Below are 15122 nucleotides of genomic sequence, written 5' to 3'. Positions count from 1 at the left end.
GGCTCGAATGATCACCAACCTGCTGGTCGCCAACCGGGGCGAGATCGCCCGCCGGGTGTTCCGCACCTGCCGGGAACTCGGCATCGCGACCACCGCCGTGCACTCCGACCCGGACGCCGACGCCCCGCACGTACGCGAGGCCGACGCCGCCGTCCGGCTGCCCGGGGCCGCGCCCGCCGACACCTATCTGCGCGGCGACCTGATCGTCCGGGCCGCGCTCGCCGCCGGTGCCGACGCCGTCCACCCCGGGTACGGATTCCTCTCCGAGAGCGCGGAGTTCGCGCGGGCCGTGCTGGACGCCGGGCTGGTCTGGGTCGGCCCGCCGCCGGCCGCGATCGCCGCGATGGGCTCCAAGACGGCCGCCAAACGCCTGATGGCCGAGGCCGGGGTGCCGGTGCTCGACGCCCTCGCCGAGCCCGCCGAGGCCGACCTGCCGGTGCTGGTCAAGGCGGCGGCGGGCGGTGGCGGACGCGGCATGCGCGTGGTGCGCCGATTGGCGGACCTGCCCGGCGAGCTGGCGGCCGCCCGGGCCGAGGCGGCCAAGGCCTTCGGCTCGGACGAGGTGTTCTGCGAGCGCTACCTGCCCACCGGGCGGCACGTCGAGGTCCAGCTGCTGGCCGACGCCCACGGCGCCGTCTGGGCGGTCGGCGACCGGGACTGCTCGCTGCAACGCCGGCACCAGAAGGTGATCGAGGAGGCCCCGGCCCCCGGCCTGCCCGCGGACGTACGGGCCGAGCTGCACACCGCGGCCCGCGACGCCGCCAAGGCGATCGGCTACGTCGGCGCCGGGACGGCCGAGTTCCTGCTCGCCGAGGACGGCCGGTTCCACTTCCTGGAGATGAACACCCGCCTCCAGGTCGAGCACCCGGTCACCGAGGCGGTCACCGGCCTGGACCTGGTGGCGCTGCAACTCGCCGTCGCCGAAGGGGAACCGCTGCCGGCACCCGAGCCCCCGGCGCCGCGCGGCCACGCGATCGAGGCCCGGCTGTACGCCGAGGACCCGGCCGAGGACTGGCGGCCCGCCACCGGCACCCTGCACCGGCTCCAACTCACCGTTCCGCACCAGGAGTTCACCGGCGCCGGGCTCCGACTGGACTCCGGCATCGCGGACGGCGGCGAGATCACCCCGCACTACGACGCGATGCTCGCCAAGGTGATCGCCTGGGCACCGACCCGCGCGGCCGCCGCCCGCCGACTGGCCGACGCGCTCGCCCGCGCCCGCATCCACGGCCCGGCCACCAACCGGGAGTTGCTGGTCCGGGCGCTGCGGCACCCGGCCTTCCTGGCGGCGGAACCGCACACCGGCTTCCTGGCCGAGCACGCCGCCGCACTCACCGCCCCGGACACCGGGGGCACCGCCCGCGCCGCCCTGGCCGCCGCCCTCGCGGACGCCGCCGCCCGGCGCACCGCGCTCCCCTCCGGCTGGCGCAACCTGCCCTCCCAGCCGCAGCTCAAGCGCTACCGCAGCGCCGACGGCACCGAAGCCGAGGTCCGCTACCGCCTCACCCGGGCCGGGCTGCTGGCCGAGGACCACCCGGACGTCGAACTCGTCGAGGCCGCACCCGAACGGGTCGTCCTGCGGGAGGGCGAGGTGCGGCGCGGCTACCGGATCGCCCGCTACGGCGACCGGGTGTACGTCGACACCCCGGGCGGCAGCATCGCGCTCACCGCCCTGCCGCGCTTCCCCGACCCCACCGTCCGCACCGAGCCCGGCGCGCTGCTCGCCCCGATGCCCGGCACCGTCGTCCGGGTCACCGCCGCCGTCGGGGACACCGTCGCCGCGGGGCAGCCGCTGCTGGTGCTGGAGGCGATGAAGATGGAGCACCGCGTCGCCGCACCCGCCGACGGCACCCTCGTCGAGCTGCGCGCCACCCCCGGGCAGCAGATCGAACCCGGCACCGTGCTCGCCGTCGTCCGGCCCGCCGAGGCCGTCAACCAGCCTCCCGAGGCCACCGCCTAGCCCCCGAAGCCGCTGCCCAGCCCCCGAGAAGCCTGAGGAAGGACCCGCGCATGTCCACCATCGGCAGTCAGCTCCTCGAAACCCCCGAACGCGCCGCCCTGCGCCGCGCCGTCGGCGACCTCGGCCGCCGCTACGGCTCCGCCTACTACCTCGCCAAGGCCCGGGCCGGCCAACCCGCCGACGAACTGTGGGCGGAGGCCGGGAAGGCCGGCTACCTCGGCGTCAACCTGCCCGCCGAGTACGGTGGCGGGGGCGGGGGCATCACCGACCTCGCCATCGTCCTGGAGGAACTCGGCGCGGCCGGCTGCCCGTTGCTGCTGCTCATCGTCTCCCCGGCGATCTGCGGCACCGTGATCGCCCGCTACGGAACCGAGGAGCAGAAGCGGCTCTGGCTGCCCGGACTGGCCGACGGCAGCCGCAAGATGGCCTTCGGCATCACCGAGCCGGACGCCGGCTCCAACACCCACCGGATATCCACCGTCGCCCGCCGGGACGGCGAGGACTGGCTGCTGACCGGCCGCAAGGTCTTCGTCTCCGGCATCGACCACTGCGACGCGGTGCTGTTCGTCGCCCGCACCGAGGACGCACGCACCGGCAGGCTCAAGCCCTGCCTGTTCGTCGTCCCGCGGGAGACCCCCGGCTTTGAGTACCGGCCGATCCCGATGGAACTCGTCGCCCCGGAGAAGCAGTTCCAGGTGTTCCTGGACGACGTCCGGCTGCCCGCGGAGGCCCTGGTCGGCGACGAGAACGCGGGCCTGCTCCAGCTGTTCGCCGGCCTCAACCCCGAGCGCGTCCTGACCGCCGCGTTCTCCCTCGGCCTGGCCCGCCAGGCCCTCGGCAAGGCCGTCGAGTACGCGAAGACCCGCACCGTGTGGTCCACCCCGATCGGCGCCCACCAGGGCCTGGCCCACCCGCTGGCCCAGTGCGCGGTGGAGATCGAGCTGGCCCGGCTGATGACCCAGAAGGCCGGACTGCTCTACGACGCGGGCGAGGACCTCGCCGCCGGGGAGGCCGCCAACATGGCCAAGTACGCCGCCGGGGAGGCCGCCGCCAGGACCGTCGACCAGGCGGTGCAGACCCTCGGCGGCAACGGCCTGACCCAGGAGTACGGGCTGGGCGCGCTGCTGGCCGCCACCCGGGTGGGCCGGGTCGCCCCGGTCAGCCGCGAGATGGTGCTCAACTACGTCGCCCAGCACACCCTCGGGCTGCCCAGGTCGTACTGAGTCCCGGTCGGCCGGACGGATGCGCGAGCCCGAGCGGACGTCCGACGGGAGTGACCAAGGGGGCGGGCGAGGCTCCAGGGGCGGTCAACGGTGGTGCGCGCCGTCCGGACGGGCGCCCCCCGGGAGCAACCGCGCCTCCCCTGATCCATCACGGGTTCCCCACAATGGCCGAGCCAGCCCCCCGACTGTCCGTATGCTCCTGAAAGCGCCCGCCGCACCGAATTGCTCGCTGGTTTGTTGCTATGTCAACTTCCTTACTGGAGGCTCACCTTGGTGTTCCGAAGCGAGTTCCCCGACGTCCCCGTGGTCGACCTGCCGATCCACGAAGCGGTGCTCGGCGCCGCAGCGAGGTACGGCGACCGACCGGCCCTGATCGACGGCCTCACCGGCGAGACCACCAGCTACGCCCAACTCGCGGCCGCCGTCGAGCGGGTGGCCGCCGGGCTGGCCGAGACAGGCGTGCGCCGCGGGGACGTCGTCGCCCTCTTCAGCCCCAACTCGACCGCCTACCCGTTGGCCTACTACGGCGCGAGCCGCGCCGGTGCCACCATCACCACGGCCTCCTCGATGGCCACCGCCGCCGACCTGGCCGGCCAGCTGCGCGACAGCGGCACCCGCTGGCTGGTCACCGTCGCCGCGTTCCTGCCGACCGCCCGTTCGGCCGTCGAACTGCTCGCCGAACAGGGCCGGCCGCCGGTCGAGATCATCGTCCTGGACGGCGCCGAGGGCCACCGCTCGCTCGCCGACCTGCTGGCCGCCACCGGCCCCGCCCCCGAGACCGCCGGCGACCCGGGCGAGGACATCGCCGTCCTGCCGTACTCCAGCGGCACCACCGGCCTGCCCAAGGGCGTGATGCTCACCCACCGCTCGATCTCCACCAACCTCGCCCAGTGCGACGCCCTCTACCACCCCGCCGTGGGCGAACGAGTGCTCGCCGTCCTGCCGTTCTTCCACATCTACGGACAGGCCGCGCTGCTCAACCAGCCGCTGCGCTGCGGCGCCACCGTCGTCGTGCTGCCCCGCTTCGACCTCGAACTGTTCTGCCGCACGATCCAGGAACACCGGGTCCAGGCCCTGGTGGTGGCCCCGCCGATCGCCCTCGCACTGGCCCGGCACCCGATCGTGGACCGCTACGACCTGTCCAGCGTCGAGTACCTGTTGTGCGCCGCCGCCCCGCTGGACCACGACCTCGCCACCGCCTGCGCCCGCCGCCTCGGCCTGCCGCACCTGCTCCAGGGCTACGGCATGACCGAGCTCTCCCCGGTCAGCCACGTGGTCTCCCCGCACGAGGACAACCCCCCGCCCGGCTCGGTCGGCCGGATGCTCCCCTCCACCGAACTGCGGATCGCCGCCCTGGACGGCTCCGACGGCGACCTCGGGCCCGGCGAGCGCGGCGAAATGCTGATCCGCGGCCCCCAGGTGATGAAGGGCTACCTCGGCCGCCCCTCCGAGACCGCCGCGCTGGTCGACGCCGAGGGCTGGCTGCACACCGGCGACGTCGGCTTCGTGGACGAGCGCGGCTACCTGCACATCGTCGACCGGGTCAAGGAGCTGATCAAGTACAAGGGCTACCAGGTCGCCCCCGCCGAGCTGGAGGCCGTCCTGCTCGGCCACCCGCAGATCACCGACGCCGCCGTGATCGGCGTCCCGGACGCCGAGGGCACCGAGTGCCCCAAGGCCTTCGTGGTCCGCGTTCCGGGCAGCGCCCTGACCGCCGAGGAGGTCGCCGGGTACGTCGCCGGGCAGGTCGCCCCGTACAAGAAGGTCCGCGCCGTGGAGTTCGTCGACGCCGTCCCCAAGTCCGCGGCCGGCAAGATCCTCCGCCGCGAGCTGCGCGCCCGCGAAGCGCAGCGCGCCACCGTCCGCTGACCGGCCCCGGCACCCGGCGGCCGGTGCCCGTCTGTGAAGATCGTCCCGCCGCGCCCCGACCGGGAGCCGCCGCGTCCCGACCGGAACAGGAACCGCCCGCCGCCATGACCAGCCACCCCGCCGCCCGCACCCCGCAGCAGGACCGCAGCCGAGCGACCAGGGCCCGGCTGCTCGCGGCGGCCGTGGACTGCCTGGCCGAACTCGGCTGGCACGGCTCCACCGTCGCCGTCGTCGCCGAACGGGCCGGGGTCTCCCGGGGCGCGGCCCAGCACCACTTCCCGACCCGCGAGGACCTCTTCACCGCGGCCGTCGAACACGTCACCGCCGAGCGACTGGCAGCCGTCCGCGCCCACGCGGACGAACTGCCCGCCGCGGGGCCCGACCGCACCCGGGCCGTGATCGACATGATCGTCCGCCTCTACACCGGCCCGCTGTTCCGCGCCGCCCTCCACCTGTGGACCGCCGCGGCCACCGAGGAGGCGCTTCGCGAACGGATCGTCGCCCTGGAGGGCCGGGTCGGCCGGGAGGCCCACCGGGCCGCCGTGGAGTTCCTGGACGCCGACCAGAGCCGCCCCGGAGTCCGCGAATCGGTGCAGGCCACACTGGACCTCGCCCGCGGACTGGGCCTCGCCAACCTGCTCACCGACGACAGCCACCGACGTTCCGGAGTGATCAGGCAGTGGGCGGGCGTTCTGGAGAGTACGCTGCGGCCGGTACGCCCATGACGCCCGTACATCCGGAGCGGCCGGACGCCCCCTGACCAAGGGGTCGCCGGGCGGCCGATGTCCGTGCAGTCTGGAGAAGAACCCGGCCGGCACGGACCGCGAGGCCCACCCCGGCCGGGCACGAGCCGAACCGGGGTGCTGCCTGATCATGCACGGACACGAGTGGGACGCGACCGCCGCCGACCCGGCACCGGGCGGAACCCCGACACGCCCCGAGGCCGCCCACTCCGAAAGTGAACGCCCCGAAGGCCACCGGCTCGTCCCGCTCGCGACGGCACTGCTCCAGGGCGACGGACTGATCCTGCACTGGAGCGAGGACGCCGAGGCCCTGCTCGGCTACACCAGCGAGGAAGCCGTCGGCAGCTACGCCGCCCAGCTGCTCACCGACGAGTCCGACCGCGCCGAGATCCTCGACCTGTTCCAGCGGATCATGGGCGGCACCGGCTGGTCCGGCGTCTTCCCGGTGCGCCACCGCGACGGCCACAAGGTCGACCTGGAGTTCCGCACCTACCCCATCTCCGGCCCGGCCGGCACCCTGCTGCTGCTCGCCACCGCCTCCGACACCCGCGCCCTGCACGCCGTCGAAGCCGACCTCGCCGTCCTGGACGGCATCTTCGACCGCTCGCCGATCGGCATGGCCGTCTACGACACCGGGCTGCGCTACATCAGGATCAACGAGGCACTCGCCCGGATGAACGGCGTCCCGGTCGCCGCCCACCTCGGCCGCCGGATATCCGCGGTACTGCCCGGCATCAACAGCGCCGAGATCGAACAGATCATGCGCCAGGTGCTGCGGACCGGGAAACCCGTGGTGGACGCCCGCTCGCACGGCCGGGTGCCCGGCGACCCCAAGCGGGACCGCGCCTGGTCCGCCTCCTACTTCCGCCTGCAGGACTCCACCGGGCGGATCTTCGGGGTCTGCTCCTCGATCATCGACGTCTCCGAGCGCTTCCAGGCCGAGGCCCGCGCCGCCCGGGCCCAGGAGCGGCTCGCCACCATCGCCGAGGCGACCGCCCGGATCGGCACCACCCTCGACCTCCAGCGCACCGCCGAGGAACTGATCGAGGCCGTCGTCCCCCGGTTCGCCGACTTCGCCACCGTCGACCTGCTGGAACCCGTGCTGCGCGGCGCCGAACCCACCGTGATCCCCTCCGACCGGAACATCACGCTGCGCGCCGTCGCCGTCGGGGAGTCCTACGACACCGGCCTCGCCCACGCCGTGGACGTGGTCGGCGAGACCTCCGAGTACGGCCCCGAGCGGAGCTACGTCCAGTGCCTGCGCAGCGGGAAGCCGCTGCTGCGCGCCCAGGTGGACGAGGAGGCGCTGCGCGGACTGGTCTCCAGCGAGGACCGGGTGGCCCCCGGCATGGCGGCGGGCATCCACTCGTACCTGATGGTGCCGATCACCGCCCGGGGCATGGTGCTCGGCGGCTCCGAGTTCATCCGGATGCGCAACCCCCAGCCGTTCAGCGCCTCCGACGTCGCCCTCGCCGAGGAACTGGTCGCCCGCACCGCGCTGGCCCTCGACAACGCCCGGCTCTACCGCCGCGAGCGGGAGACCGCCCTCACCCTCCAGCGCAGCCTGCTGCCGCAGGAGGTGCACCGCACCCTCGGCCTGGAGATCGCCTACCGCTACCTGCCCAGCAGCGTGGTCAGCGAGGTCGGCGGCGACTGGTTCGACGTGGTGCCGCTGTCCTGCGGCCGGGTCGCCCTGGTGGTCGGCGACGTGATGGGCCACGGCATCCGGGCCGCCGCCACGATGGGCCAGCTGCGCACCGTCGCCCGGACCCTCGCCACCCTCGACATGCCGCCCGAGCAGGTCCTCACCCGACTGGACGAAACGGCCTCGGGAATCGGCGAGGGCCAGTTCGCCACCTGTATCTGCGCGGTGTACGACCCGCTGGAGCGCACCCTCCAGGTCGCCTCGGCCGGGCACCTGCCGCCGGTCCTGGTCGCCCCCGACGGCACCGCCGCCAAGGTCGAGGTGCCGCCCGGGGTACCGCTGGGCGTCGGCGGGGTGGCCTTCGAGTCGATCGAGTTCACCCTTCCCGAGGGCGGCACGGTCGCGCTCTACACCGACGGCCTGGTCGAGCGCCGCGGCCAGGACCTGGACGCCGGGATCGACCTGCTCGCCCGCACCCTGGCCGGCCCCGGGCGGACCCTGGAGGAGAGCTGCGACGCCGTCCTCGGGGCACTGGTCACCGACGGCACCGAGGACGACATCGCGATGATCATGGCCCGGGTGCTGCCGCTGCCCGCCGACCGGGTCGCCGTCCTGCCGCTCACCGGCGGCGGCCGGGTGCCCGGCAAGGCCCGCCGCTTCACCCGCGCCACCCTGGAGGCCTGGGGCCTGTCCGGGCTCACCGACTACGCCGAACTGCTGGTCAGCGAGCTGGTCACGAACGCCCTGCTGCACGCGGGCGCCCCGCGCCGGCTGCGGCTGTTCCGCGACCGGGTGCTCACCGTCGAGGTCTCCGACGCCGGCGGCCAGACCCCGCAACTGCGGCCCTTCGCCGAGCAGGACGAGGGCGGGCGCGGGATGTTCCTGGTCAGCGAGCTGGCCCAGCGCTGGGGCAGCCGGCTCACCCGGGACGGCAAGGTGGTCTGGGCCGAGCTGGAGCTGCCCTTCGGGGTCTCGTAGAGAACGGGCGTTCCGGGTACGAGAACGGCCGTTCCCCCGTGGGAAACGGCCGTTCTCGCCCCTACGCGTCCACCCTCGGCTGGGCCGGCGGGGCGTCGACCACCTCCGCCGCCGACTGCCGGGGCTCCGGCTCGGCGAGCCCGCGCAACAGCCGCCAGGCCATCACGGCCGCACCGACCAGCAGCGCGGCGGCCAGCAGCCCGGCGCTGTTCATGCCGTCGACGAAGACCGACCGGGCGCTCGCCAGCAGCGGCCGCGCCAGCTCCGCCGGCAGTCCCTGCGCGGTCTCGATGGCCGAGCCCAGCGATTCGCCGGCCCGGGCGGCCGCCGCCGGGTCCGTCCCGGCCGGGACCGCCAGCCCGTTCGCGTAGATCGAGCCGACCACCGAGCCCACCAGGGCGATGCCGAGCGCGGTGCCCAGCTCGTACGCCGTCTCCGAGACCGCCGAGGCGGCGCCGGCCTTGTCGGCGGGCGCGGCGCTCAGCACCAGGTCGGCGCCGAGCGTGTAGACCACGCCCTCGGCCGTCCCGACCAGCAGGAAGGAGGCGGCCAGCAGCAGGTAGGTGGTGTCCTGCTCCATCCAGCCGAGCACGCCCACGCCCAGGCCCATGGCCAGCAGGCAGACCGTCAGCGCCGTACGGGCGCCGAACCGCCGGGCGATCCGGGCGGTCAGCAGACCGCCCGCCACCGAGCCGGCGAAGGCCGGCAGTTCGGCCAGGCCCGCCTGGAGCGGCTGGTAGCCGCGGACCAGCTGGAGGTACTGCGAGACCACGAAGATCACACCGGAGAGCCCGACCAGCGAGATCAGCGAGGCCGCGACGGCCGCGGTGAACCGCCGGTCGCGGAAGAGCCGGACGTCGAGCAGCGGGGTCTCCAGCCGCAGCTGGCGGCGGACGAAGAGGGCCAGCGCGGCGGTGCCGGCCAGGAAGGCGACCGGCACGTCCCAGCGGTCCACGCCGTGGGCGGCGGCCTCCTTGATCGCGTACACCGTGCCGATCACACCGGCCATCGACAGCAGCACGCTCAGCACGTCCCAGCGGCCCGGCTTCGGGTCCTTGGACTCCGGCAGCAGCCAGGCGCCGGACACCAGCAGCAGGAGCAGCACCGGGATGTTCATCAGGAACACCGAGCCCCACCAGAAGTGCTCCAGCAGCACCCCGCCGACCACCGGCCCGAGCGCGGCGCCGGCGGTGGCGGCCGCGCCCCAGACACCGATCGCGGTGGCCCGCTCCCGGTCGTCCGGGAAGAGGCCGCGGATCAGCGAGAGGGTGGAGGGCATGATCGTCGCGCCGGCCACGCCGAGCAGCGCGCGGGCCAGGATCAGCCAGCCGGGGCTCGGCGCGTAGGCGGCCAGCAGCGAGGCGGCGCCGAAGGCGGCGGACCCGGCCAGCAGCAGCTTCTTGCGGCCGATCCGGTCGCTCAGCGCGCCCATGCTGACCAGCAGTCCGGCCAGCACGAAGGAGTAGGAGTCGCCGATCCAGAGCAGCTGGGTGCCGCTGGGGCGCAGCGTCTCGCTGATCGAGGGGATGGCGAGGGAGAGGACGGTCGCGTCCAGCGCGACCACGGTCACGGCCAGGACGAGGACGGCGAGGCCGGTCCAGCGCTGGCGGGCGGTCAGGGTGCTCACGCTCCCACCTCGCTTCGCTCGCTCATGGGCGAATCGGTGTCCGGCCTGTGGTCGGAGGGGACGGGGGAGGGGGTGCGGGCGTCCGGTCTGCGCAGCGCGCCGCCGAGGAACAGCTCGGCGAGCGAGAAGGCGGCGTCGCGCGGGGCGAGCCGGCCGTCCTGGATGGACCAGCCGACGCCGGCCACCAGATCGAAGAAGGCCTCGCTCAGCCAGGCGGCGCTCAGCTCGATGCGGAACACGCCCTGCTGCTGGCCGCGCAGGAAGAGCGTGTGCAGCCGGGCGATCTGGACCTCCCAGAGGTCGTTGATGTCGTCGTTCTCGTAGAGCTGGTTCTCGCCGGCCAGGAAGGCGCAGAGCATGGCGTCCGGGACGGAGGCGTCCACCAGGCGGCGCAGCGCGGCCTCGGCGTCGCCCTGTTCGACCTCGGCGGTGTCCAGTGCGGCGGCGAACCGGCGCAGCCCGAGCAGCCCGACCTCGCGGATCAGCGCGTCACGCCCCGGGAAGAGCCGGTGCAGGGTGGCGCGGCTGATGCCGGCGGCGCGCGCGATCTCGTCCAGGTGGGCGCTCGGGCGGCGGGAGAGCACGCCGACGGCGGCTTCCAGGACGGTGTCACGATCGGTGGCCATGAGTCGAGTCTAGTTCAGATGAGACATTGATGTCTCAATCATTTATCCGAGGTCTCACCTGAGGCGCGGGCTGGAGGCGCCCGGACGGCAAAGAACCGGGGACGGTGGGTACCGTCCCCGGTTCGGGGGTGCCGTTTCGGTGCCGCTGCCCGGCAGCGGCGGCGGCTCAGCTCTGGTTGTAGAAGCCGGTGTCGTCCAGCGGGCGGTCGATCACCATGACCTCGACGTCGGCCGGGGTGAGCAGGAAGACCCTCCGGGCGATCCGCTCGATGCCGCCCTGGGTGCCGAAGATCAGCCCGGAGGCGAAGTCGACCATGCGCTTGGCCTCGGCCTCCTCCATCTCGGTCAGGTCCATGACCACCGGGGTGCTCGCCCGGATGTGCTCACCGACCGTCCGTGCCGCCTCGAAGCCCGTCGGCCGCAGGGAGACGATCTTCGCGGGCGCCGGGGAGGACGGAACCGTCTCCTGGTCGACCCACTCGTCCTCGTACACCGCGGCGGGGTAGCTTCCCGAGGGCATCAGCCACCCGTTGTGGTGCTCGTCGCGAAGTGCTCCCATGCCGCGCCTCCCTGTCTCGTCCCGTCCTGGTCCCCCGGGGGCGCGCGTCTGTTTTTGACACGTCATCCACTCGTCGGAACTGTCCGAGTATCGCACTGTTCACCGGTCCCGTGCCCGCTCGCGACCCCCGTACGAGTCGTGCCGCGCCGGAAACCCGGGCGGACCCGGGCACTCCCAGCGACGCGGCGCGGCGCCGTACGGTTGCGCGCGTTGACCTTATCGGTCGCATCAGCCCAGTAATTGACCGTCTGTCAACAATGCGGAAACGATTTCACCCGCCGCTTCACTCTCCGGTCACCCCGTCGACCGATTCCCGCAGAAGATCCGCGTGACCGTTGTGTCGCGCGTACTCCTCGACCACGTGGGCGAGGATCCAGCGCAGCGTCACCGGCTGTCCCCGGCGCGGGTTCTTGCCGACGGTGTCCAGCGGCAGGCCGTCGGCCGCTCGGCGGGCGGCCTCGATCTCGGCGCGCCAGACGGCGAAGTCGGCCGCGACGTCGGCGGTGTCGACGTCGTCGAAGTCGCCGTCCTCGTTGTCCTCGGTCCAGAAGTGGGCCTCGCTGATGTCCCGGCCGAGCAGGATGAACTGGAACCAGTACTGCTCGACCTCGGCCATGTGCCGGACCAGGCCCAGCAGCGACAGGTTGGACGGCGGGACGGCGCGCAGCCGCAGCTGGTCGTCGGCCAGGCCCGCGCACTTCATGGCGAGCGTGCTGCGGTGGTAGTCGAGGAAGCCGGTGAGGGTGGTGGCCTCATCGGCCGTCATCGGCGGGTCCACCCGCGGGTCGATTTCGATCATGCGGGCCATCCTGGCGGCCCGCGCCGTGCGGACGCCAACGATTTTGGGGCGCCGGGATTCCCCGGGGTCGGTCAGCCCGCCAGCGCCCGGCGGCGGGCCGACCAGGTCCGCCAGAGCCCCACCACGGTGCCCACCCCCAGCAGGGCGATCACCCCGGCCGACAGCAGGAAGGCCGCCGAGTCCGGCCGGCCGGCGCTGGCCGCCGCCGTGACGTACACCGCCGTGTTCGGCACCACGCCGATCGTGGTGGCGAGGATGAAGGGCAGGAAGCGGACCCCGGAGAACGCCGCGCCGTAGTTGGTCGCCTGGAACGGCATGCCGGGCACCAGCCGCAGTACCAGCACGCTGCGGAAGCCCTTCTCGGTGAACCGCTGGTCCATCGCGCCCAGCCACTTCCCCCGCAGGTACGGGCGCAGCGCCTCGCGGCCCAGGCTCCGGCCGAGGGCGAAGGCCACGACGGCGCCCACCACGGTGCCGAGCAGCGCCAGCGCCATCCCCAGCTGGAAGCCGAACAGCAGGCCGGCCGCCGCGTTCAGCGCCAGCCTGGGCATGAAGGCGAGCGTTCCCAGCGCGTAGACCAGGGCGAACAGCGGGCCGAACCAGTAGCCGGGCATCCGGTCGGCCAGTCCGCCGGAGAGCACCTCCGTCGGGCTCCACAGCAGCAGCGAGCCGGCCGCCGCCGTGAGCACCACCACCAGCGCGGCGAAGCGCCACCACGGGGAACGCGGCGCGACGGCGGGTATCGGGGGCGCGGCGGGCGGCGCGGTGGTGGCATCGGGCTCGGACACGGCGCGAAGCCTAGCGGGTGGTTACACCGCCCGCGTCGCCCGGGCGAGGAAGCCCAGCAGGCGGTGCCAGGAGTCCCGGGCGGCACGGGCGTGTTCGGCGGCCGAGAGCTCGAAGAAGTTGTGCGGTGCGTCCGGATAGCGGACGAACGAGTGGGGGCAGCCGGACGAGGTGAGCGCCGCGTCGAAGGCCTCGACCGTGGCGGCGGGGATGTGCTCGTCGGCCCCGCCCCAGAAGGCGAGGATCGGCGCGGTCAGCTCCGCGGCGAGCTGAGTGGGTCCCGGGGCGCCGTTGATGACGTCCGGGTAGCCGTAGTACCCGACCGCGCCGGCGAGGCCGAAGCGCGGCGCGGCGGCCCGGAAGGCCTGCCGGCCGCCGAAGCAGAAGCCGAGCGCGACCACCTCGGCGGGCCCGACGGCGCGCAGCCGGTCCAGCGCGGCGGTGATATCGGCGTCCAGCCCCGCGGGGGTGAGCGCGAGCAGGTGGGGGAGTAGGTTCGGCAGCTCGCCGAATTCCGCCGGGCGACTTTCCGGGGCGGCGCCGGCGGTGCGGCCGTAATAGTCGAGGACAAGGGCCGGATGGCCCTGTTCGGCGAGCCGCACGGCGGTCTGCCGGTAGAACGGGGAAAGGCCCTTGTTGTCCGGGAGGACGAGCACGCCGGCCCCGGTGGCGACCTCCGGACGGGCCAGGAAGGCGCCGAACCCGGTGCCGTCGGCCGAGGTCAGGGTCAGCGGGGCGGCCTCGGCCAGCGGCCACAGGGCGGGGCTGAAGGCGGGCGGAGCGGCGTCCGGGTCGTAGCACACGGGAATTCCTCTCGCGGAGCACGGAAAACCGCCGGGCGCGGCGGCGCCCGGCGGTTCGGGACTCTAGCGGGGAATTCCCTCAGGAATTCACGATCATATCGTGGAGAGATCTTTTCCGGAAGGATTTTCCGGTGACGATGTGGTCACGTTTTCGCCGCCGGAATTCCGTTCGGCCAGTCGCAGTGCCCCGGCGCTCAGCAGCAGGGCGAAGGTGAGCGCGGTGACCAGCCCGAAGGAGACGGTCAGCGAGGTGGCCTGGGCGAGGGTGCCGATCACCGCGGGGGCGATCAGGCCGGAGGTGTAGGTGACGGTGGCGACGCCCGCGATGGCCTGGCTGGGGTTGCTGCCGATCCGGCCGGCCGCGGCGAAGGCGAGCGGCACGATCACCGCGATGCCGATGCCGATCAGGGCGAATCCGGGGATGGCCAGCGCCGGGCTGTCGGCGGCGACCACCAGCAGGCCGCCGGCGGTGGCGACGGCGCCGCCGATCCGGGTGGTGCGGACGGCGCCGAGGCGGCTGATCGCGGCGTCCCCCGCGAGTCGACTGACGGCCATGGTGAGCGAGAAGGCGGTGTACGAGGCGGCGGCGACGGTGGCCGAGGCGCCGGTGACGTCCCGCAGGTAGACGCCGCTCCAGTCCATCGAAGCGCCCTCGGCGAAGACCGCGCAGAAGCCGACCAGGCCGATCACCAGCGAGCTGCGCGGCGGCAGCGCGAACCGTGGCGGCTCCTCCGCGCCCTCGTGGGCCCGGATGTCGGGCAGGCCGCGGCAGACGGCCTGGGCGAGGACGAGCAGGACCAGCGCGGTGACGGCCAGTTGGAGCCGGGCGTCGAGGTCCAGGTGGGCGGCGAGGATGCCGAACGGGGAGGCCAGCAGGCCGCCCGCGCTCCACATCCCGTGCAGACCGGACATGATCGAGCGGCCGAGCCGCTCCTCGATCTCCACGCCCTGGGCGTTCATCGCCACGTCCGCCATCCCGGACGTGGCCCCGTACACCAGCAGGGCCGCGCACAGCACCGGCAGCGAGGGGGCCAGGGCGGGCAGGGCGAGGGCCAGGCACCAGAGCGAGAGCAGTCCGCGCACCGCGGCCCGGCCGCCGTAGCGGTGTACGAAGCGTCCGGCCAGCGGCATGGCGAGGGAGGAGCCGACGGCGGGCATCACCAGGGCCAGGCCGAGCTGGCCGGCCGAGAGGTCGAGGTGGTGCTGGATCCAGGGGATGCGGGTGACGAAGCTGCCGGTGACGGCCCCGTGCACGCAGAAGACCAGGGCGATGCTCGCCCGGGCCCGGCGGGGGGCGGTCAGCGGCTCCGGCGGTGGTGGTGCGGTCGTCCCGGTCATGCGGTTCCCTCCCGGTCGCGCGGTGCGGGGCGCGACAGTGCCCTGTGGGTGGCCGTACTGGCAGTCAAGCGCAGCCGACCGCGGTGCGTCCGGTCCGCGCGGTCGGGGCGGGCCGTCCGGCGGACGGCCCGGTCGGTCGGACGGGTGGGGCCGGACGGTTCGATAA

Annotated in this window: 12 protein-coding genes; 5 read left to right on the top strand and 7 right to left on the bottom strand. The window is 74.0% G+C overall.

Going from position 1 to position 15122, the window contains the following annotated elements; genetic code table 11:
* Nucleotides 1-7: 7 nt before the first annotated feature.
* The 5 genes from QWJ13_RS27815 to QWJ13_RS27795 all read left to right on the top strand — a co-directional run bounded on the left by QWJ13_RS27815 (nt 8) and on the right by QWJ13_RS27795 (nt 8418).
* Entirely contained in the window at nt 8-1960 is a 1953-nt protein-coding gene (locus tag QWJ13_RS27815; RefSeq protein WP_316527876.1) for an acetyl/propionyl/methylcrotonyl-CoA carboxylase subunit alpha, read from the top strand.
* A 50-nt stretch (nt 1961-2010) separates the two neighbouring features.
* Nucleotides 2011-3183: an acyl-CoA dehydrogenase family protein gene (locus QWJ13_RS27810; RefSeq protein WP_316527875.1), complete on the top strand. Its 1173-nt coding sequence runs from the start codon at nt 2011-2013 to the stop codon at nt 3181-3183.
* Nucleotides 3184-3453: 270 nt separating this feature from the next.
* The gene (locus tag QWJ13_RS27805) at nt 3454-5052 is read left to right on the top strand and encodes a 4-coumarate--CoA ligase family protein (protein ID WP_316527874.1); all 1599 of its coding nucleotides are present in this window, start codon (nt 3454-3456) and stop codon (nt 5050-5052) included.
* A 104-nt stretch (nt 5053-5156) separates the two neighbouring features.
* A complete protein-coding gene (locus QWJ13_RS27800; protein WP_316527873.1) occupies nt 5157-5777 on the top strand; it encodes a TetR/AcrR family transcriptional regulator in 621 nt (206 codons plus the stop codon).
* Nucleotides 5778-5925: 148 nt separating this feature from the next.
* Entirely contained in the window at nt 5926-8418 is a 2493-nt protein-coding gene (locus QWJ13_RS27795) for a SpoIIE family protein phosphatase (protein ID WP_316527871.1), read from the top strand.
* A 61-nt stretch (nt 8419-8479) separates the two neighbouring features.
* On the opposite strand, the gene QWJ13_RS27790 is transcribed toward QWJ13_RS27795, so the two are convergent.
* The 7 genes from QWJ13_RS27790 to QWJ13_RS27760 all read right to left on the bottom strand — a co-directional run bounded on the left by QWJ13_RS27790 (nt 8480) and on the right by QWJ13_RS27760 (nt 14956).
* On the bottom strand, nt 8480-10045 hold the full coding sequence (locus QWJ13_RS27790) for an MFS transporter (RefSeq protein ID WP_316527869.1): 1566 nt from the start codon (nt 10043-10045) through the stop codon (nt 8480-8482).
* On the bottom strand, nt 10042-10671 hold the full coding sequence (locus QWJ13_RS27785) for a TetR/AcrR family transcriptional regulator (protein ID WP_316527868.1): 630 nt from the start codon (nt 10669-10671) through the stop codon (nt 10042-10044). Before QWJ13_RS27785 ends, QWJ13_RS27790 begins: the two co-directional genes overlap by 4 nt.
* 166 nt (nt 10672-10837) lie before the next feature.
* Nucleotides 10838-11230 (bottom strand): cell division protein SepF, encoded by a 393-nt coding sequence (locus QWJ13_RS27780; protein ID WP_316527867.1) that lies wholly within the window; start codon nt 11228-11230, stop codon nt 10838-10840.
* Nucleotides 11231-11513: 283 nt separating this feature from the next.
* Nucleotides 11514-12029 carry a DinB family protein gene (locus tag QWJ13_RS27775; protein ID WP_316527865.1) on the bottom strand — a complete coding sequence of 172 codons (516 nt, stop codon included), beginning with the start codon at nt 12027-12029 and terminating at the stop codon, nt 11514-11516.
* A gap of 71 nt (nt 12030-12100) precedes the next feature.
* Complete coding sequence (locus QWJ13_RS27770; RefSeq protein WP_316527864.1) at nt 12101-12817, bottom strand: TVP38/TMEM64 family protein; 717 nt, start codon at nt 12815-12817, stop codon at nt 12101-12103.
* Nucleotides 12818-12838: 21 nt separating this feature from the next.
* Nucleotides 12839-13618 (bottom strand): dienelactone hydrolase family protein, encoded by a 780-nt coding sequence (locus QWJ13_RS27765; RefSeq protein ID WP_316527862.1) that lies wholly within the window; start codon nt 13616-13618, stop codon nt 12839-12841.
* A 93-nt stretch (nt 13619-13711) separates the two neighbouring features.
* Nucleotides 13712-14956, bottom strand: a complete 1245-nt coding sequence (locus QWJ13_RS27760; RefSeq protein WP_316527860.1) for an MFS transporter — start codon at nt 14954-14956, stop codon at nt 13712-13714.
* Nucleotides 14957-15122: the final 166 nt, after the last annotated feature.

The organism is Kitasatospora brasiliensis, from assembly GCF_032654805.1.
GTDB classification, from domain to species: Bacteria; Actinomycetota; Actinomycetes; order Streptomycetales; family Streptomycetaceae; genus Kitasatospora; species Kitasatospora brasiliensis.
The sequence above is the reverse complement of the archived record's forward strand: the minus strand, read 5'-3'. Positions and strand labels throughout refer to the sequence as shown.